Origin of the sequence: Enterobacter sp. 2VL (assembly GCF_005503595.1) — a bacterium.
In the GTDB taxonomy this organism is placed as follows: domain Bacteria; phylum Pseudomonadota; class Gammaproteobacteria; order Enterobacterales; family Enterobacteriaceae; genus Enterobacter; species Enterobacter cancerogenus.
Window position 1 is genome coordinate 69180 of the sequence record NZ_SCNE01000002.1, and the last position, 19538, is coordinate 88717.

General features: G+C 55.5%; 16 protein-coding genes. 10 read left to right on the top strand and 6 right to left on the bottom strand.

The annotated features are described in order from the left end of the window. Window positions 1–23: 23 nt before the first annotated feature. Window positions 24–1133: a YcbX family protein gene (locus FFS28_RS04810; protein WP_137848933.1), complete on the top strand. Its 1110-nt coding sequence runs from the start codon at window positions 24–26 to the stop codon at window positions 1131–1133. Here FFS28_RS04810 and zapC read toward each other — a convergent pair. After that, complete coding sequence (zapC, locus tag FFS28_RS04815; protein ID WP_137848934.1) at window positions 1130–1672, bottom strand: cell division protein ZapC; 543 nt, start codon at window positions 1670–1672, stop codon at window positions 1130–1132. The genes FFS28_RS04810 and zapC overlap by 4 nt on opposite strands. A gap of 165 nt (window positions 1673–1837) precedes the next feature. Continuing rightward, entirely contained in the window at window positions 1838–2848 is a 1011-nt protein-coding gene (gene pyrD, locus FFS28_RS04820; protein WP_058609212.1) for a quinone-dependent dihydroorotate dehydrogenase, read from the bottom strand. Window positions 2849–3097: 249 nt separating this feature from the next. Between pyrD and ssuE the strand changes: the two genes are divergently transcribed. Genes ssuE through ssuB form a run of 5 tightly spaced genes read left to right on the top strand, consistent with a single transcriptional unit; the run spans window position 3098 to window position 7335 of the window. Beyond that, window positions 3098–3670, top strand: a complete 573-nt coding sequence (ssuE, locus tag FFS28_RS04825) for an NADPH-dependent FMN reductase (RefSeq protein WP_137848935.1) — start codon at window positions 3098–3100, stop codon at window positions 3668–3670. Then, complete coding sequence (locus FFS28_RS04830) at window positions 3663–4625, top strand: sulfonate ABC transporter substrate-binding protein (protein WP_137848936.1); 963 nt, start codon at window positions 3663–3665, stop codon at window positions 4623–4625. Before ssuE ends, FFS28_RS04830 begins: the two co-directional genes overlap by 8 nt. Further along, the gene (gene ssuD / locus FFS28_RS04835; protein ID WP_137848937.1) at window positions 4622–5767 is read left to right on the top strand and encodes an FMNH2-dependent alkanesulfonate monooxygenase; all 1146 of its coding nucleotides are present in this window, start codon (window positions 4622–4624) and stop codon (window positions 5765–5767) included. The genes FFS28_RS04830 and ssuD overlap by 4 nt, the downstream gene beginning before the upstream one ends. Before the next feature lie 9 nt (window positions 5768–5776). Further along, window positions 5777–6568 carry an aliphatic sulfonate ABC transporter permease SsuC gene (ssuC, locus tag FFS28_RS04840; RefSeq protein WP_088207555.1) on the top strand — a complete coding sequence of 264 codons (792 nt, stop codon included), beginning with the start codon at window positions 5777–5779 and terminating at the stop codon, window positions 6566–6568. Beyond that, complete coding sequence (gene ssuB / locus FFS28_RS04845) at window positions 6565–7335, top strand: aliphatic sulfonates ABC transporter ATP-binding protein (RefSeq protein ID WP_137848938.1); 771 nt, start codon at window positions 6565–6567, stop codon at window positions 7333–7335. The genes ssuC and ssuB overlap by 4 nt, the downstream gene beginning before the upstream one ends. 84 nt (window positions 7336–7419) lie before the next feature. Here ssuB and pepN read toward each other — a convergent pair whose 3' ends face one another. Continuing rightward, on the bottom strand, window positions 7420–10032 hold the full coding sequence (gene pepN / locus FFS28_RS04850; protein ID WP_058609217.1) for an aminopeptidase N: 2613 nt from the start codon (window positions 10030–10032) through the stop codon (window positions 7420–7422). Window positions 10033–10285: 253 nt separating this feature from the next. Here pepN and pncB point away from each other — a divergent pair, with 253 nt between their 5' ends. From pncB to FFS28_RS04870, 4 genes are all read left to right on the top strand, one after another. After that, a complete protein-coding gene (gene pncB / locus FFS28_RS04855) occupies window positions 10286–11488 on the top strand; it encodes a nicotinate phosphoribosyltransferase (RefSeq protein WP_088207558.1) in 1203 nt (400 codons plus the stop codon). A 168-nt stretch (window positions 11489–11656) separates the two neighbouring features. Then, window positions 11657–13057, top strand: coding sequence for an asparagine--tRNA ligase (gene asnS / locus FFS28_RS04860; protein ID WP_042319454.1), 1401 nt, complete (start codon window positions 11657–11659; stop codon window positions 13055–13057). 607 nt (window positions 13058–13664) lie between these two features. Continuing rightward, entirely contained in the window at window positions 13665–14723 is a 1059-nt protein-coding gene (gene ompF / locus FFS28_RS04865; RefSeq protein WP_282485184.1) for a porin OmpF, read from the top strand. A 184-nt stretch (window positions 14724–14907) separates the two neighbouring features. Beyond that, on the top strand, window positions 14908–16098 hold the full coding sequence (locus tag FFS28_RS04870; protein WP_006174501.1) for an amino acid aminotransferase: 1191 nt from the start codon (window positions 14908–14910) through the stop codon (window positions 16096–16098). 47 nt (window positions 16099–16145) lie between these two features. On the opposite strand, the gene FFS28_RS04875 is transcribed toward FFS28_RS04870, so the two are convergent. From FFS28_RS04875 to ldtD, 3 genes are all read right to left on the bottom strand, one after another. Next, entirely contained in the window at window positions 16146–16793 is a 648-nt protein-coding gene (locus tag FFS28_RS04875; protein WP_058609221.1) for an MBL fold metallo-hydrolase, read from the bottom strand. A gap of 20 nt (window positions 16794–16813) precedes the next feature. Then, window positions 16814–17365 carry a peptidoglycan L,D-endopeptidase MepK gene (mepK, locus tag FFS28_RS04880; RefSeq protein WP_006174497.1) on the bottom strand — a complete coding sequence of 184 codons (552 nt, stop codon included), beginning with the start codon at window positions 17363–17365 and terminating at the stop codon, window positions 16814–16816. A 175-nt stretch (window positions 17366–17540) separates the two neighbouring features. Then, on the bottom strand, window positions 17541–19364 hold the full coding sequence (gene ldtD / locus FFS28_RS04885; protein WP_137848939.1) for a L,D-transpeptidase: 1824 nt from the start codon (window positions 19362–19364) through the stop codon (window positions 17541–17543). Between the last annotated feature and the right edge of the window lie 174 nt (window positions 19365–19538).

Sequence of the window (19538 nt, forward strand, 5' to 3'; positions counted from 1 at the left end):
ATTTTCATTTGCAGGAGTGTGCGGTGGCAACGTTATCCAGGCTTTTTATTCATCCGGTGAAATCCATGCGCGGGATTGGCGTGTCTCACGCGCTCGCTGACATGAGCGGTTTTGCCTTCGATCGTATTTTTATGGTCACCGAGCCTGACGGTACGTTCATCACCGCGCGCCAGTTCCCGCAAATGGTTCGCTTTACCCCTTCGCCGCTGCATGACGGCCTGCACCTGACCGCACCGGACGGTGCCAGCGCGGTGATCCGCTTTGCCGATTTTGCGCCAGTCGACGCGCCAACGGAAGTGTGGGGGAATCATTTTACAGCACGCATTGCTCCGGACGAGATTAACCGCTGGCTAACCGGGTACTTCTCTCGCGACGTCCAGTTGCGCTGGGTGGGCCCGGCGCTAACGCGCCGCGTTAAGCGCCACGATGCGGTTCCCCTCTCCTTTGCCGACGGTTTTCCTTACCTGCTGACAAACGAAGCCTCGCTGCGCGATCTGCAGAGCCGCTGTCGCGCCAGCGTCCAGATGGAGCAGTTCCGCCCCAATCTGGTCGTAACCGGAGCAGATGCCTGGGAAGAAGACACCTGGAAAACGATCCGTATCGGCAGCGTCATTTTTGACGTGGTGAAGCCGTGCAGCCGCTGTATCTTCACCACCGTCAGCCCGGAGAAAGGCCAGAAGCATCCTTCCGGCGAACCGCTGAAAACACTGCAGTCGTTCCGTACCGCCCAGGATAACGGCGATGTTGATTTCGGCCAGAACCTGATCCCTCGCGCGAGCGGTGTGATCCGCGTGGGTGACGAGGTGGAGATCCTCGCCCGTGGGCCTGCCAGAGTGTACGGTGCGAGTCAGGAAGATGCGTTCGTGGACGTCGTCACAGAGGCAAGCGCGGTTGTCGATATTCACTGGGAAGGCAAAGCGATCCGTGGCAATAATCAACAGGTGTTACTGGAGCAGCTGGAACAGGCGGGCATTCGCGTGCCGTATTCTTGTCGGGCGGGCATCTGCGGATGTTGTCGAATCAAGCTGGTGAGTGGCGAAGTTCAGGGTCTGAAGAAATCCGCGATTGGGGATGACGGTACGATCCTTTGCTGCAGCTGTATTCCAAAAACGTCGGTACAGTTAGAGGCTTAAACGGCCTGCTCAAGGCTGAAGGCATCCACACGAAGCTGGGGCTTCAGCCTGTCATTCATCACCTTGATCGCATCGCCAAGCTGCATCACTCGACCGGCAATGGTCACGCCAGGCTGGGCCAGCAGACAAAGCGCGGCATTTTCACCCGGCTCAACCACCAGCAGGCTCACCTCTTCCGCGGTATCGCTTAAGTTTACGCTGGCGGCATCACCCACGGCTGGCGTCCAGCTCATGCCGTGCGCCTGAAAATGCCAGCTCTTGGGCATTTGCGGTTTCAGGAAACGGATCGCGACCAGTGCATTTAGCACCAGCTCAGCGCGTTGTTCTTTAGAGAGTTCCAGATCGCGGCATTTTTCTTCAAAAGAGAAATACAGCGCGGCATCATCAACGCAAAATCCTGACGGATCAAAGGCATCCGGGGTTAACATTCGGCGCGCAAAACGTGAGCGAAATAACATGCCATTGGCTAAATCGAGCATCATTCGATCGTGCTCGTCACAATAATACCAGCGCCAGTTATCGTCAGGTTTAATTCGCATGTGACTATCCCCCTTCCCGAACGTCCTGTTCTAAAATGTCTCGTTTGCCGTCTCGCTTTTATCAACATTAATAAAAGACCATAACGTCTAAATAAGCAACAACGAGGGAATATAAAACAACCAGGGCTGGAAATAAAGCCCTGGTTGTCTGATAAAGGGAAAAGATTAGATATGCGTGACGATTTCTTTAATCAGTTGCGGGCCTTTAAAAATAAAGCCGGAATAAATCTGGACCAGCGAAGCGCCAGCCGCCATCTTCTCGCGTGCCGCAATAACCGAGTCGATACCGCCCACGCCAATAATCGGCAGCTGACCTTTTAATTCAGCAGACAATGCCCGAATAATTTCAGTGCTTTTTAATTGTACCGGACGCCCGCTTAACCCACCCGCTTCGTTACAATTTTTCATTCCCTGAACCAGAGAACGATCGAGGGTAGTATTGGTCGCAATGACGCCATCAATATTATGGCGCACTAAACTGTCGGCGACCTGGATCAATTCTTCAACTGAAAGATCGGGCGCGATCTTCACCGCCACCGGTACATATTTATGGTGGATCGCCTGGAGTGCATTTTGTTTATTTTTTATCGCACTGAGCAGATCGTCCAGCGCTTCACCATATTGCAGTGAACGCAGGCCCGGCGTATTGGGTGAGGAGATATTGACCGCAATATATCCGGCATAGGCATAGACTTTTTCCATACAAATCAGATAGTCATCTTTACCCTGCTCGACCGGCGTGTCTTTATTTTTGCCAATATTGATGCCTAATACGCCGTCGAAATGGGCTTTTTTCACGTTCTCGACCAGATGATCAACGCCGTGGTTATTAAAGCCCATACGGTTGATTAGCCCTTCGGCTTCAACCAGGCGGAACAGGCGCGGCTTATCGTTACCCGGTTGCGGACGCGGAGTCACCGTACCGATTTCAATGGCGCCAAAGCCCATCGCGCCCAGGGCATCGATGCACTCGCCATTTTTATCCAGACCAGCAGCCAGGCCCAGCGGGTTCTTAAATGTCAGCCCCATGCATTGCACAGGTTTTTCCGGCACGTTTTGACGCACCAGAGCGGCCAGCGGCGTTCCGGTAATACGGCGTAACTGCTGGAATGTAAATTCATGAGCGCGCTCAGCATCGAGCTGGAAAAGGGCTTTACGAACGAAGGGGTAGTACATGAACTCTCCTGGATTCCCGGTGTGCAAACCGGGAGGGGATTATCAGCTATCCGGCCCGGAAAGGGAATTGACCTGTCGCAAAAAAAGCGGGTTAAAACGCAATCGTTTACTTCGCCGTTCGTTTCTTATGCAGTTTCCGGCAGTTTAATTGCGGATAAATCATTTAGTGGAATAAGCCTGCGATGTCACACTCCTGAAAATTGTTATGAATGTTAGATAAAAGCAAACAATTAGTTATAAGGAGCAAGCATGCGCGTCATTACCCTGGCCGGAAGTCCACGATTCCCTTCTCGTTCCAGCGCCCTGCTGGAGTACGCCCGCGACAGGCTCAGCGCCCTGGACGTGGAGGTGTGCCACTGGAACCTGCATAACTTTGAACCTGAAGATCTGCTTTATGCCCGTTTCGACAGCCCGGCGCTGATTGCTCTGACCGAGCAACTTAAGGGCGCAGACGGATTGATCGTCGCGACGCCGATTTATAAAGCCTCTTTTGCCGGTGGACTGAAAACCCTGCTCGACCTGCTGCCCGAACGTGCGCTGGACGGCAAAGTGGTGCTGCCGCTGGCGACAGGGGGAACGGTCGCCCATCTGCTGGCGGTGGATTATGCCCTGAAGCCGGTGCTGAACGCCCTGAAGGCCCAGGAGATCCTGCACGGCGTGTTCGCCGACGATTCTCAGGTCATCGATTATCAGCATAAACCGCAGTTCACGCCGAACCTGCAGACCCGCCTCGATAGCGCCCTCGAAACCTTCTGGCAGGCCTTGCACCGCCGCGATGTGCAGGTACCCGCGTGGACATCTCAAGGAGTGGCCCATGCGTAAAATGTTGACCCGCTTCGGCCTGGCAGGCGTGCTGGCCGTTTCCTCTCTCAGCCACGCGGCTGAGACGGCGCCGGAAAGCCTGCGTATCGGCTATCAGAAAGGCAGCGTCAGCATGGTGCTGGCAAAAAGTCATAAGCTGCTGGAAAAACGCTACCCGGATACGCACTTTTCGTGGGTGGAGTTTCCGGCCGGTCCGCAGATGCTGGAGGCGCTTAACGTCGGCAGTATCGATCTTGGCAGCACCGGCGATATCCCCCCGATCTTTGCTCAGGCGGCTGGGGCCGATCTGGTGTACGTGGGCGTTGAACCCGCCAAGCCTAAAGCCGAAGTGATCCTGGTGCCGGAAAATAGCGACATAAAACGCGTCGCCGACCTCAAAGGACATAAAGTCGCTTTCCAGAAAGGTTCCAGCTCGCACAACCTGCTGTTGCGTGCGTTGCAGGAGGCTGGACTTACGTTCGCCGATATCCAGCCAGTGTACCTGACGCCAGCCGACGCCCGCGCGGCGTTCCAGCAGAAAAACGTGGATGCCTGGGCAATCTGGGACCCGTACTACTCCGCCGCGCTCCTGCAGGGTGGCGTGCGCGTCCTGAAAGACGGTACCACGCTGAAACAGACCGGCTCGTTTTACCTGGCGGCACGCCCGTATGCCGAAAAGAACGGAACCTTTATACAGGGCGTGCTGGAGACCTTTACCCAGGCGGATGCGCTGACGCAAAGCCAGCGCCAGGAGAGCATCACCCTGCTGGCGAAATCGATGGGCTTGCCCGAGCCGGTGATCGCCAGCTATCTCGACCATCGGCCGCCCACCACCATCGCCCCGGTGGACGCCCACGTCGCCGCTCTCCAGCAGCAGACCGCTGACCTCTTCTATCAAAACCGCCTGGTCCCCAAACAGGTGGATATCCGCGACCGTATCTGGCAACCCGCAGGCAAAGAAGGAGCAAAATCATGAGCCTTAACCTTTTCTGGTTTTTACCGACCCACGGCGATGGGCACTATCTTGGCACCGAGGCGGGTTCTCGCCCGGTTGACCATGGTTACCTGCAACAGATTGCGCAGGCCGCGGACAGAATCGGTTTTACCGGCGTGCTGATCCCGACGGGGCGCTCGTGCGAAGATGCCTGGCTGGTGGCCGCGTCGATGATCCCGGTGACGCAGCGCCTGAAATTCCTGGTCGCCCTGCGTCCGAGCGTGGTTTCCCCCACCGTGGCGGCACGACAGGCAGCGACGCTGGACAGGCTTTCTAACGGGCGCGCCCTGTTTAACCTGGTGACCGGCAGCGACCCGCAGGAGCTGGCGGGCGATGGCGTATTTCTCGATCATACCGAGCGTTACGAAGCCTCCGCAGAGTTTACCCGCGTCTGGCGACGCCTGCTCGAAGGTGAAACCGTCACCTTTGAGGGCAAACATATTCATGTTCGCGACGCGAAGCTCTATTTCCCGCCGATCCAGCAGCCGCGCCCTCCCCTCTATTTCGGCGGCTCGTCTGATGTCGCGCAGGATCTGGCAGCCGAGCAGGTCGATCTCTATCTGACGTGGGGCGAGCCGCCCGAGCTGGTAAAAGAAAAGATTGCGCAGGTGCGCGCCAAAGCCGCAGCGCATGGCCGTCAGGTGCGCTTCGGTATTCGCCTGCACGTGATTGTGCGCGAAACCAACGAAGAGGCGTGGCAGGCGGCAGACAAACTGATATCCCACCTTGACGATGCCACCATCGCAAAAGCACAGGCGGCGTTTGCGAAAACCGATTCCGTCGGGCAGCACCGCATGGCCTCGCTGCATAACGGCAAGCGCGAGAACCTGGAGATCAGTCCAAACCTGTGGGCGGGCGTTGGCCTGGTTCGCGGCGGAGCGGGCACTGCGCTGGTGGGGGATGGCCCGACCGTGGCGGCGCGCATCAACGAATATGCGGATCTCGGTATCGACAGCTTTATTCTCTCGGGCTATCCGCATCTGGAAGAGGCATACAAGGTCGGCGAGCTGTTATTCCCGCATCTGGATGTCGCCATTCCGGCGATCCCGCAGCCTCAGCAACATCAGCCGCAGGGCGAAGCGATAGCGAATGAATTTATTCCGCGCCGCGTCGCACAGAGCTAAGGAGCCGCTATGTCTGCCACCCCGCAAAAATGGCTGTTACGCGCTGCTCCCTGGTTTTTACCCGTCGGTATTGTCCTCGTCTGGCAGCTGGCGTCGTCTGCCGGCTGGTTGTCCAGCCGCATTTTGCCCTCTCCGGAGGGCGTGGTCGAAGCGTTCTGGTCGCTGAGCGTGAGCGGTGAGCTGTGGCAGCACCTGGCAATCAGCTCATGGCGCGCGGTGATCGGCTTCTCAATCGGTGGAAGCATCGGCCTGACGCTTGGGCTGATTAGCGGTTTGTCGCGCTGGGGTGAGCGCTTGCTGGATACGTCGATACAGATGCTGCGCAACGTGCCGCATCTGGCGCTGATCCCGCTGGTGATCCTGTGGTTTGGCATTGATGAAAGCGCCAAAATTTTCCTCGTGGCGCTCGGGACGTTGTTCCCGATTTACATCAACACCTGGCATGGCATACGCAATATCGATCGTGGTCTGGTGGAGATGGCGCGCAGCTATGGGCTATCCGGCTTTGCGCTGTTTACCCATGTGATCCTGCCGGGTGCCCTGCCCTCAATCATGGTTGGCGTGCGCTTCGCGCTCGGGCTGATGTGGCTGACGCTGATTGTGGCAGAAACCATTTCTGCCAACTCCGGCATCGGCTATCTGGCGATGAATGCCCGTGAGTTTTTGCAAACGGACGTGGTGGTGGTCGCCATCGTTCTTTACGCCCTGCTCGGCAAACTCGCCGACGTCAGCGCCCAGTGGCTGGAACGCAGCTGGCTTCGCTGGAACCCGGCCTATTCCCCTCAGGAGGCTAAAGCATGAACACTGCCCGACTTAACCAGGGAACGCCGCTGTTGCTCAGCTGCGTCACGAAACGCTACGGCGATAACACCATTCTGAACGCACTGGATTTACATATTCCCGCCGGACAGTTTGTGGCGGTAGTGGGCCGCAGCGGCGGCGGAAAGAGTACCTTGCTACGGCTTTTGGCCGGGCTGGAGGTGCCAAACGGCGGCGATATTCTGGCTGGCACCACGCCGCTGGCAAATATTCAGGATGATACCCGCATGATGTTTCAGGACGCGCGCCTGCTGCCGTGGAAAACGGTTATCGATAACGTTGGGCTGGGCCTGAAAGGTGACTGGCGGGAGGCGGCAAGGCAGGCGCTGGCCGCCGTGGGCCTGGCGGATCGCGCCGGTGAATGGCCTGCGGCGTTATCCGGTGGGCAGAAGCAGCGCGTGGCGCTGGCGCGTGCGCTGATCCACCGCCCGGGGCTGTTGCTGCTGGATGAGCCGCTCGGCGCGCTCGATGCCCTGACGCGGATTGAGATGCAGGCCTTGATTGAGTCCCTGTGGCAGGAACATGGGTTTACGGTACTGCTGGTAACGCATGACGTCAGCGAAGCCGTTGCGATGGCCGATCGCGTGTTGCTTATAGAAGAAGGGAAAATTGGCCTGGATTTGAGCGTGGATATCCCGCGCCCGCGCCGCGTGGGGTCAGCACGACTGGCGGAACTGGAGGCGGAAGTGTTAGATCGGGTGATGAAGCGCGGGGTGAATGAGCGGGCGTTGATTACGGCTAATGCCTGATGCCCTCCCTCCGGCCCTCTCCCACAGGGAGAGGGAGAAAACCCTATGTAGGCCCGGTAAGCGCAGCGCCACCGGGCAATTTTTTTACGCTAGCGCTTTAGCGATCTTCTCGTACAGATCGCCAGAGAGGTTTTCCAGCCCTTTCAACTGCTCCAGCGCGGCGCGCATTTTCGCCTGACGCTCGGCATCATAACGCTTCAGGCGGATCAGCGGCTCAATCAGACGTGACGCCACCTGCGGGTTACGGCTGTTCAGCTCGGTCAACATTTCAACCATAAACTGATAACCGCTGCCGTCTTCGGCGTGGAACGCTGCCGGGTTAGCGCTGGCAAATGCGCCAATCAGAGAACGTACGCGGTTCGGATTGCTCATGGTGAAGGAGCGGTGCTTCAGCAGGCTGCGCACGGTGCTCAGCACATCCGCCGACGGGCTGGTGGCCTGCAGAACAAACCACTTGTCCATCACCAGGCCGTCCTGATGCCATTTGTCATCGTACTCCTGCATTAGCGCATCGCGACACGGCAGTTCGGCAGCAACGCTTGCCGCCAGCGCCGCCAGCGCATCGGTCATGTTGTCCGCCTCGTGGTACTGTTTGCTCACCAGCGTATTCGCCAGCTCGACGTCACCGAAGGCCAGGTAGCGCAGGCAGGTATTACGCAGGGAGCGCTTACCGATGTCTGCATGCTCTACGCGATAGGCATCCAGCTTGTTGAGGTTGTAAATCGCCAGGAATTCGTCCGCCAGCTCGGTCGCCAGGGTGCGGGTCAGCGCTTCGCGAACGGTTACGATCGCAATCGGGTCGATGATGTCGAACAGCTCAGCGATTTCACTGGCAGAAGGCAGCGTCAGAATTTCCGCCGCCAGGGCCGGATCGATCTGCTCATCGAGCAGGATGGCACGGAACGCGTCGGCCACATGCACCGGCAGCGTCAGCGGCTGGCCCTGCTGGTAACGGTTGACGTTGAGCTTAATGTAGGTTGCCAGCAGGCTTTGTGCCGCATCCCAGCGAGAGAAGTCATTGCGCGCGTGACGCATCAGGAACGTCAGCTGCTGATCGCTCCACTTGTACTCCAGCTTCACCGGGGCAGAGAATTCGCACAGCAGCGCCGGCACCGGCTGGAAGTAAACGTTATCGAAGATAAAGGTCTGCTCTGCCTGGGTAACGTTCAGCACGTGGTGCACCGGATGGCCGCCCTTCTGCAGCGGGATGACGTTTCCTTCGTTATCGTACAGCTCAATGCTGAACGGAATGTGCAGCGGGTGTTTCTCTTCCTGCTCAGCCGTTGGCGGCGTGCGCTGGCTGATGGTCAGAGAATACTGCTCGGTTTCCGGGTTGTAGTCGTCTTTTACGCTCACAATCGGCGTACCGGCCTGGCTGTACCAGCGGCGGAAATGAGACAGGTCGACGTTTGAGGCATCTTCCATCGCCTGCACGAAGTCGTCGCAGGTGGCGGCACTGCCGTCGTGACGTTCGAAGTAGAGCTGCATCCCTTTCTGGAAATTCTCTTCGCCCAGCAGGGTGTGGATCATGCGGATGATTTCAGCGCCCTTCTCATACACCGTCAGGGTGTAGAAGTTGTTCATCTCAATCACTTTGTCCGGACGAATCGGGTGCGCCATCGGACTGGCATCTTCGGCAAACTGCAGGCCGCGCATGGTGCGCACGTTGTTGATGCGGTTAACCGCACGCGAACCCAGATCGGAGCTGAACTCCTGATCGCGGAACACGGTTAAGCCCTCTTTCAGGCTCAGCTGGAACCAGTCGCGGCAGGTCACACGGTTACCGGTCCAGTTGTGGAAATATTCGTGGCCAATGACGCGTTCGATATCCAGGTAATCTTTATCGGTCGCGGTATCGGTACGCGCCAGGACATATTTCGAGTTAAAGACGTTAAGGCCTTTGTTCTCCATCGCCCCCATGTTGAAGAAGTCGACGGCGACGATCATGTAGATGTCGAGGTCGTATTCGAGGCCAAAGCGCTCCTCGTCCCACTTCATGGAGTTGATAAGCGAGGTCATCGCCCACGGCGCGCGATCGAGGTTGCCACGGTCAACGAACAGTTCCAGCGCCACGTCGCGTCCGGAGCGGGTTTTAAAGGTGTCGCGCAGCACGTCGAAATCACCCGCCACCAGCGCAAACAGGTAGCATGGTTTCGGGAACGGATCCTGCCACTGTACCCAGTGACGTCCGTTTTCCAGCTCGCCCTCGCCCACACGGTTACCGTTGGAGAGCAGGAACGGATAGAGAGTTTTATCGGCGATGATTTTGGTGGTGAAGCGCGCCAGAACGTCCGGGCGATCCAGATACCAGGTAATGTGGCGGAAACCTTCCGCTTCACACTGGGTGCACAGCGCCACGCCTGACTGGTAAAGCCCTTCCAGCGCGGTGTTGGCGGCAGGGCTAATTTCATTCACGATGCGCAGGGTAAAGCGTTCAGGCAGGTTGTTAATGACCAGCTGATTGTCTTCTTCTTTATAGTCGGTCCAGGCGGCGTCATTAATATGCAGGGAAACCAGCGTCAGGTCTTCACCATCAAGACGCAGCGGGACGGCCGTCGCGCTCTGACGCGTCACCTGGCTTACCGCCGTTACAACGGTTTTAGTGGCATCCAGGTCAAAAGTCAGATCGATATCGCTAATCAGGTATTCCGGCGCACGGTAGTCGTGGCGGTATTTGGCTTGAGGCTGTTGTGTCATAGAAAACCTTATGCATCGTTTGTCGAGTAACGTTTCAATATATTCCTGTTGCGTAAAACGCGCTACGCAGAATGTTCATCTTTTCAGTTACAAACCGCTTTTTCGCTACATTTATTTAACAGGGGCACGAAATGCGCTCGACCCTAAAGTCAGCTTATGTTGTGATCGGGGTTCAATAAATCACTAAACAAGGTATACTCCGGAGTTGTTTAATGTACTAAACGCTCCTGTGAGAGGATGCTACTGCGCACCTATGACTCGATTCGCTTCTCCTGTTCTGCATACGTTGCTGGATACCGACGCGTATAAACTGCATATGCAGCAAGCCGTTTTTCACCATTACCATGACGTTCAGGTTGCGGCTGAGTTTCGCTGCCGGGGCGACGACTTGCTGGGTATCTACGCAGATTCCATTCGTGAACAGGTCGATGCCATGCGGCATCTGGCGCTGCAGGACGACGAATATCACTGGCTTTCGGGCCTGCCTTTCTTCCACGCCGATTACCTGAACTGGCTGCGCGAGTTCCGCTATAACCCCGATCAGGTGACCGTGACCAATGACAATGGCAAGCTGGACATTCGCCTTGAAGGCCCGTGGCGTGAAGTCATTATGTGGGAAGTGCCGCTGCTGGCCGTCATCAGTGAACTGGCCCACCGCTACCGCTCGCCCGACACCGGCGTTGAGCAGGCGATTGCTTCGCTTGAACATAAACTCGTTGAATTCTCGCATCTAACCGAAGGGCTGGATATGTCCCGCTTCCGTCTGATGGACTTCGGCACGCGCCGCCGTTTCTCCCGCGAGGTACAGCAGGCCATTGTTGAGCGTCTGAAGCAGGAACCGTGGTTTGTAGGCACCAGCAATTATGACCTGGCCCGTCGTCTGGATCTGACCCCCATGGGCACCCAGGCACACGAATGGTTCCAGGCACACCAGCAGATCAGCCCCGATCTTGCCAACAGCCAGCGCGCTGCGCTTGCCGCCTGGCTGGACGAGTACCCTGACCAGCTGGGTATCGCCCTCACTGACTGCATTACCATGGACGCGTTCCTGCGTGACTTTGGTCCTGAGTTTGCACAACGCTATCAGGGCTTGCGTCATGACTCCGGTGACCCGGTTGAATGGGGCGAGAAGGCCATCGCCCATTACCAAAAATTGGGCATCGACCCAATGAGCAAGGTGCTGGTCTTCTCCGATAACCTCGATCTGGCGAAAGCCGTCGACCTTTATCGCCACTTCTCTTCCCGAGTGAACCTGAGTTTCGGTATCGGGACCCGTTTGACCTGTGATATCCCACAGGTAAAACCGCTGAACATCGTCATAAAGCTGGTGGAATGTAACGGCAAGCCGGTGGCAAAACTCTCTGACAGCCCGGGCAAAACCATCTGTCACGACAAAGCATTTGTCCGCGCCCTGCGCGAAGCCTTCGATCTGCCGCAGGTTAAAAAAGCAAGCTGACCGCCTCAGGGAGCCTTTCAGGCTCCCTCTCACCTTATTTATTTCTGATTTCTTCTCTTTTGACTGCGAAATCTGCTTGTCTGATGGCGGATGCCAGGTAACATAGATATCCCCCCTATAAGGGCGGACAAGTGTTTATTTTTTCCGACTATTAACAGAGAGAATATTATGAGCGTTGTGCCTGTAGCCGACGTACTCCAGGGCCGTGTCGCCGTTGACCAAGAAGTCACCGTGCGCGGATGGGTGCGTACTCGCCGAGATTCTAAAGCTGGCATCTCCTTCCTCGCCGTCTATGACGGTTCCTGCTTTGATCCTGTACAGGCCGTCATCAATAATTCTCTGCCCAATTACAATGATGACGTTCTGCACCTGACAACGGGTTGTTCCGTTATTGTCACCGGCGTGGTTGTGGCATCGCCTGGTCAGGGTCAGAGTTTCGAAATTCAGGCTTCCGCTATCGAAGTCACGGGCTGGGTTGAAGATCCTGATACCTACCCGATGGCGGCAAAACGCCACAGCATTGAATATCTGCGTGAAGTGGCGCACCTGCGTCCACGCACCAACCTGATTGGGGCGGTTGCCCGCGTGCGTCACACGCTGGCGCAGGCGCTGCATCGCTTCTTCGACGAGCAGGGTTATTTCTGGGTTTCTACCCCGCTTATCACCGCGTCTGACACCGAAGGTGCCGGCGAAATGTTCCGCGTTTCAACGCTGGATATGGAAAACCTGCCGCGCACGCCGGAAGGCAAAGTGGATTACGACAAAGACTTCTTCGGGAAAGAAGCCTTCCTGACGGTGTCCGGCCAGCTCAACGGCGAAACCTACGCCTGTGCGCTGTCTAAAATCTACACCTTCGGTCCAACCTTCCGTGCCGAAAACTCTAACACCAGCCGTCACCTGGCGGAGTTCTGGATGCTGGAGCCCGAAGTGGCTTTCGCGGATCTGAATGACGTAGCAGGCCTGGCAGAAGCCATGCTGAAGTACGTGTTCAAAGCGGTTCTTGAAGAACGTGCTGATGACATGAAATTCTTCGCTGAACGCGTGGATAACGACGCGATTGCCCGTCTTGAGCGTTTCGTTTCCGCTGACTTTGCGCAGGTGGATTACACCGATGCGGTTGCTATCCTCGAAAAATGCGGCGAGAAGTTTGAGAACCCGGTTTACTGGGGTGTTGACCTCTCCTCCGAACACGAGCGTTATCTGGCAGAGAAACACTTCAAAGCGCCAGTGGTTGTGAAAAACTATCCGAAAGACATTAAGGCCTTCTACATGCGCCTTAACGAAGACGGTAAAACCGTGGCAGCAATGGACGTGCTTGCGCCGGGCATCGGCGAAATCATCGGCGGTTCACAGCGTGAAGAGCGTCTGGACGTGCTGGACGCCCGTATGGAAGAGATGGGTCTTAACCCTGCTGACTACGGCTGGTATCGCGATCTGCGTCGTTACGGCACCGTTCCGCACTCCGGTTTTGGCCTTGGCTTTGAACGTCTTATTGCCTACGTCACCGGTGTACAGAACGTGCGTGATGTGATTCCTTTCCCACGCACGCCGCGTAACGCCAGTTTCTAATCGCGTTATCAATGATAATGGCCAGCGCATGCTGGCCATTATTTTCTTCTGCAATGTCAATTTTCGTCAGTTCAAAGTCAGCTTGCTTAAGCTGCAACCCCGTCAAATCCCCTGCTTGTTACGTTTTATTTCCACGAAATATCTGTGAACAAAAAATAAACCACAGTCTTATTGTGTTTATTGAATTCTTAAGCAATAGCACAAAATCAACGCCATTATCCGGCCTTCCGGAAGGCTATTCGTGGTCATAAGAAAAGATGCATCGTTTAACTTCTGTTTATATGAAATCCTTTTATCCAAAATAAACATAAGCAATTCATATATATAGGAATGAAAACGCTGCTTATTTAGACAATCAGTTCTGAAGTTTGAGGTGGTTCACAAAGTTCCCGAAAATACACATATTCTTACACATTATTTCTTTTTGTTACTGAATCTTGAGGATTGTAGCACTTTCAGGCTAGCGAAACGGTTCTATGAATGGAAAGATGCCTGTCAGACACATAAAGACACCTAACTCTCATCAATAGTTCCGGAAATATTTATTGACAGAATTTATTGGCGGCAGTGGCGAGTGTCATAAAAAAACCAATGAGGGTAATAAATAATGATGAAGCGCAATATCCTGGCAGTGGTTATCCCTGCCCTGCTGGTAGCCGGTGCAGCAAACGCTGCAGAAATCTATAACAAAGACGGCAACAAATTAGATCTTTACGGGAAAGCTGTTGGCCTGCATTACTTCTCTGACAATGATGGCAACGATGGCGACATGACTTACGCGCGTCTGGGCTTCAAAGGCGAAACCCAGATCAACGACCAGCTGACCGGTTACGGCCAGTGGGAATACAACTTCCAGGGTAACAACTCTGAAGGCAGCGACGCACAGACCGGTAACAAAACCCGTCTGGCATTCGCAGGTCTGAAATTCGGTGACGCAGGCTCCTTCGACTACGGTCGTAACTATGGCCTGGTGTATGACGTTATCGGTATCACCGATATGCTGCCTGAGTTCGGCGGCGACACTGGCGCAAGCGATGACTTCTTCGCGGGCCGTACCGGTGGTCTGGCAACTTACCGTAACAACAACTTCTTCGGTCTGGTTGACGGCCTGAACTTCGGCGTTCAGTACCTGGGTAAAAACGAGCGTACCGACGCAACCCGCTCTAACGGCGACGGCTGGGCAACCTCTCTGAGCTACGAGTTTGATGGCTTCGCAGTACTGGGTGCTTACGGCGCCGCTGACCGTACCAACAACCAGCAGACTCTGGAATGGGGTAACGGTGATAAAGCTGAGCAGTGGGCGACCGGTCTGAAATACGACGCGAACAACATCTACCTGGCAGCACTGTACGGCGAAATGCAGAACGCAGCGCGTCTGGGCAGCCGTGGCTTCGCTAACAAGTCTCAGGACTTCTCTGTTGTTGCACAGTACCAGTTCGATTTCGGCCTGCGTCCGTCCATCTCCTACTACAAATCTAAAGCGAAAGACGTAGAAGGTATCGGCGACGAAGACTTCATCAACTACATCGAAGTGGGTGCGACTTACTACTTCAACAAAAACATGTCCACCTATGTTGACTACCAGATCAACCAGCTGAAAGACGACAACAAGCTCGGTATCAACAATGATGACACCGTTGCTCTGGGTATCGTTTACCAGTTCTAATCAGCACGCCACAATGTTATATGCTTAATGAACAGGGCTTCGGCCCTGTTTTTTTTTGCCTGAAAGCAAAAAATGGCGACTTTTGAGAAGCTGCACGCTTTTCGTCGCAAACGGTTGGCATTTTGTAAATCTACCGTTAACCTGATAGCGGATTTCACTTCTGTAATCACAATGGAACTTCGTCATGTTTGAGAACATTACCGCCGCTCCTGCCGACCCAATTCTGGGCCTGGCCGATCTGTTTCGTGCCGATGACCGCCCTGGCAAAATCAACCTGGGTATTGGTGTATATAAAGATGAAACCGGCAAAACACCGGTACTGACCAGCGTTAAAAAAGCGGAACAGTACCTGCTGGAAAACGAAACCACCAAGAACTACCTCGGTATTGATGGTATCCCTGAATTTGGTCGCTGCACGCAGGAACTGCTGTTCGGTAAAGGCAGCGAGATTGTGAGCAGCAAACGCGCTCGTACAGCACAAACGCCAGGCGGCACCGGTGCCCTGCGCGTTGCGGCGGATTTCCTGGCGAAAAACACCTCCGTTAAGCGCGTCTGGGTCAGCAACCCAAGCTGGCCAAACCATAAAAGCGTCTTTAACTCTGCGGGTCTGGAAGTGCGTGAATACGCTTACTACGATGCAGCAAACCACGCGCTGGACTTTGACGGTCTGCTGACCAGCCTGAACGACGCGCAGGCGGGTGACGTTGTTCTGTTCCATGGCTGCTGCCATAACCCAACCGGTATCGATCCGACGCTGGAACAGTGGGAACAGCTGGCAAAACTGTCCGTTGAAAAAGGCTGGCTGCCGCTGTTCGACTTTGCCTACCAGGGCTTTGCTCGCGGTCTGGAAGAAGATGCCGAAGGCCTGCGCGCGTTCGCGGCTGTTCATCAGGAGTTGATTGTCGCAAGCTCATACTCCAAGAACTTCGGCCTGTACAATGAGCGCGTGGGTGCCTGTACGCTGGTCGCCGCCGACGATCAGACCGTCGACCGCGCGTTCAGCCAGATGAAATCCGTGATCCGTGCAAACTACTCTAACCCACCGGCACACGGTGCCTCTGTGGTCGCGACCATCCTGAGCAACGACGCGCTGCGCGCGATCTGGGAGCAGGAGCTGAACGATATGCGTCAGCGTATCCAGCGCATGCGTCTGCTGTTTGTGAGCACGCTGGCGGAGAAAGGGGCTGACCGTGATTTCAGCTTCATCATCAAGCAAAACGGCATGTTCTCGTTCAGCGGCCTGACCAAAGAACAGGTTCTGCGTCTGCGTGAAGAGTTCGGCGTCTACGCCGTGGCCTCTGGCCGCGTTAACGTGGCGGGCATGACGCCAGACAATATGGCACCGCTGTGCGAGGCGATTGTTGCCGTTCTGTAACTCGCGCCCACAAAAAAGCCTGCATATGCAGGCTTTTTTCATTCTGGTTACCAGACAGGCATTTCATCCTGAAGGAACGGATTGTGTACCCGTTCATAACCCAGCGTCGACATCGGACCGTGTCCGGGGATAAACGTCACGTCATCGCCTAACGGCAATAACTTCTGCTTAATCGACTGGATCAGCTGTCCGTGATCGCCGCGCGGAAAATCACTGCGTCCTACCCCACCTTTGAAAATCACATCGCCGGAAATCAGCAGACGCGACTGGTCATCAAAGAAGACGATATGGCCCGGCGTGTGCCCGGGACAATGCAACACCTGTAACGTCACATTCCCTACGCTTACACGATCTCCTTCGTTCAGCCAGCGATCGGGCGTCAGCGGCTGACACTCATCAAGGCCAAACATGCGACTTTGGGCAGGTAACCCCTCAAGCCAGAACTCATCTTCTTTTTCCGGACCGATAACCGGCACACCGTAGTGCTGCGCCAGTTCAGCCGCTGCCCCCACGTGGTCAAGGTGACCGTGAGTGAGCAGGATCTGCATCAGCGTGACGCCGCTTGCAGCGACTTCCTGCTTGATTTTCTCAGCGTCGCCGCCGGGATCAACAAGCGCGGCCAGTTTGGTTTGCTCACACCAGATTAATGAACAGTTCTGGGAGAACGCGGTAACCGGAATAATACGATAGTTCATACTGCTCCTGTGTTTCGTTATTACCAGTGCCTGACCGGCCCGGTATCAATATGCACAAAGTTGCTACGTGGGTAATATCCTACACCACCTGCGCGCATAGATAACGCAGCTTTGCGAATATTGGCTAACGAAACGCCTTCAATGTGGAAATCCATTGCCTGCCCTTTGGTGTGGTAGCTTTTTTTCGCTACCCCACGGCTGTGGGCGCGCAGTTCGTTATTGGTATCGAGCGAGCGATAGCCAGAAATGAGCTGCACAGGTCTGCTGGTCCCCAACAGGCCCTGAAGGCGAAACAACTGATCAAACAGTCCTGGATCGATGGCTTTTATTTTATTCGCGCGGAAATCACGGAAAAAATGGTTTAGTTTTGCTAATTCATCCTGAATATAGCCTCTGCCATCGAAAAACTCCGCTTTAAGCGACTCACCGGTGTGAAGATTGTTGAGCGTTAAAATACGCGGACGTGGGGTCGAGAGGGTGGCAAATGCTGGCGTCGGCAAGATGGCCGCTGCGCCCAGCGCAACACCACCTAACGCCAGCAGTTTGCGGCGATTAGCGTCAAATTTGTCCATGATAATCAGGTCTACAGGTCAATGAAATCGTCAATATGCTTAGCGCACGAAGGGCACCTTAACTGGCAAAGCCGACAACGTCAAGGCGCCCAACCCCAGCAAATACGCGGCCTACAGCCATATTGCCCCGTATTCACCATAACTTACGACAATCATTTTTCCCGAACTACTTCATTTACCTGATTAATTGTTCCGCTTTTGGCAAAATTTGTGCGCCGGATCGCGCGGTGAGATCATAATTGTAAATATCTGTACGATACTGGGTACGCCCGTCGGCCCCGACAAACGCCGTCAGGTAGTAAAGATTGACGGGAATATTGTGGCGGATATTCACGTACCGGGTATCACCTTGTTTCAACGCATCAGAGATCCGCGTATCGTTCCAGCCGGCATCCTGCAACAGCATGTTCGCCAGTTCAGACGCTTTGTTTACACGAACGCAGCCGGAGCTGAGTGCGCGGGTGTCTTTCTGGAACAGGGTGTGGTTTGGCGTATCGTGCAAATAGATAGCGTCGGAACTCGGCATATTGAACTTGTAACGTCCCAGCGAGTTATGCGCGCCCGGTGCCTGCTGGAAACGGAACGGCAGGTTCGAGGCCGTAATCGTAGACCAGTCGACCATATACGGGTCAATCGCTTCTTTACTGTTCCAGCCGCGCATCACCGTATAACCGTGGCGTTCCAGATAGCCCGGATCGTTCCACACCTTAGGCAGGATGTCTTTGCGCGCAAGCGTCGGCGGAACGTTCCACGGCGGGTTCACCACGACATTGTTCAGCGCGCTGCTCATCATCGGCGTTTTACGATCTGGCCGCCCGACAATGACGCGGGACGCCAGCACTTCGTTTCCGTCCTGATAATAAACCAGAGAGTAAGCAGGAATATTGACCATGATGCCGGTCGAAAGCGTACCCGGCAGCAAACGCAAACGCTGGATATTCAGCGCCAGCACCCCTGCCCGCTGCGCAGGAGAGACGTTCAGCCAGTCACGCGTGGACTGACCAATGACGCCATCAGCCCCCAGCCCTTGCGCTGCCTGAAATTGCTTCACGGCTGCCACCAGTTCACGATCGTACGCCGCGGGCTTGTTGTTTAGCCCTACAGCTTTTTTCTCTTTGACCGGGGCTGACGGGCTGACCACCACGTTTTGCGAATCGTCGCCAGGAAGAGCAATGTTAGGCCCGCCGTCGAGGATGCCGGAACGGCTGAGGATTTCACGCAGGGCGGGAACATCGCTGCTCCACTGGCCAGGGCGAAGCGTCGCGTTGGCGCGCAGTTGCGGCCACGGCCGCGAGTCCGCCACAAGCGCCAGTAAGGATTGATGCATCGTTGCGTATTGCGGATGCGCAGGCGCAAGGCTTGCGATAAAGCGCGGCAGTTCACCATTATCCAGCGACAGCTGCCACTGGTTAATCACTGACAGCGCCGGGGTCGCCAGCTTGTAAGGCTTTTGACTATACAGCCAGCGGTTGCCATTAACCGGAATGCCCGCCACAAACTGCAGGTAGCCCATCATCGCATCAGACAACACCACATCCCGCGCCTGGCCGGTAACGGCAGGGTCGGTCAGTAGCTCTACCCAGGTGGTAAATTGCGGCTGGAAACCCGCAATCGCGACTTCCGCCAGCTGTTGCTGAAACGCGCGCACCGCGTCGCGGTTTTCCCACATAGGTTTCATATCACGCGCGGCATACAGCAGCGTGAGCTGGTTGATATAGGCTGGCGTGTAGCCTGACGGCAAGCCCGTCATCAGCTGCTGGCGAAGTGAACCGGTGTCGATCCCTTCGGGTAGCGGCCGGATGCCCGCCATGATCGCCGTCGCCGGAGATTGCTCCAGCGGCAGAGACAGCGACATCGGTTGTGTACCTGTCGTTGCAGAGCTGTCCGAAGGTACAACTTCAGGCTCATCCGCCTGTGCGGTAAACAGTGGAGCAAACATCACTGTCAGGCACAAACCCAGCGCTGACAGCTGACGACCACGATTTTTCTTTAGCAACATCCCTTGCCCCCTGTTTTTCACGACATGCCCATCATTCTGGGGCTTATGTTTAGTTAGTATAGGAAGGCATAACCGCAGTTGCCTTGCCTTATGTAAAGAAGTTTAAAGATAACCCCGCCATCAGCACAAGTTAAGTGAATAAAAAAAGCGGCGCTACTGCGCCGCTCTTTGTAA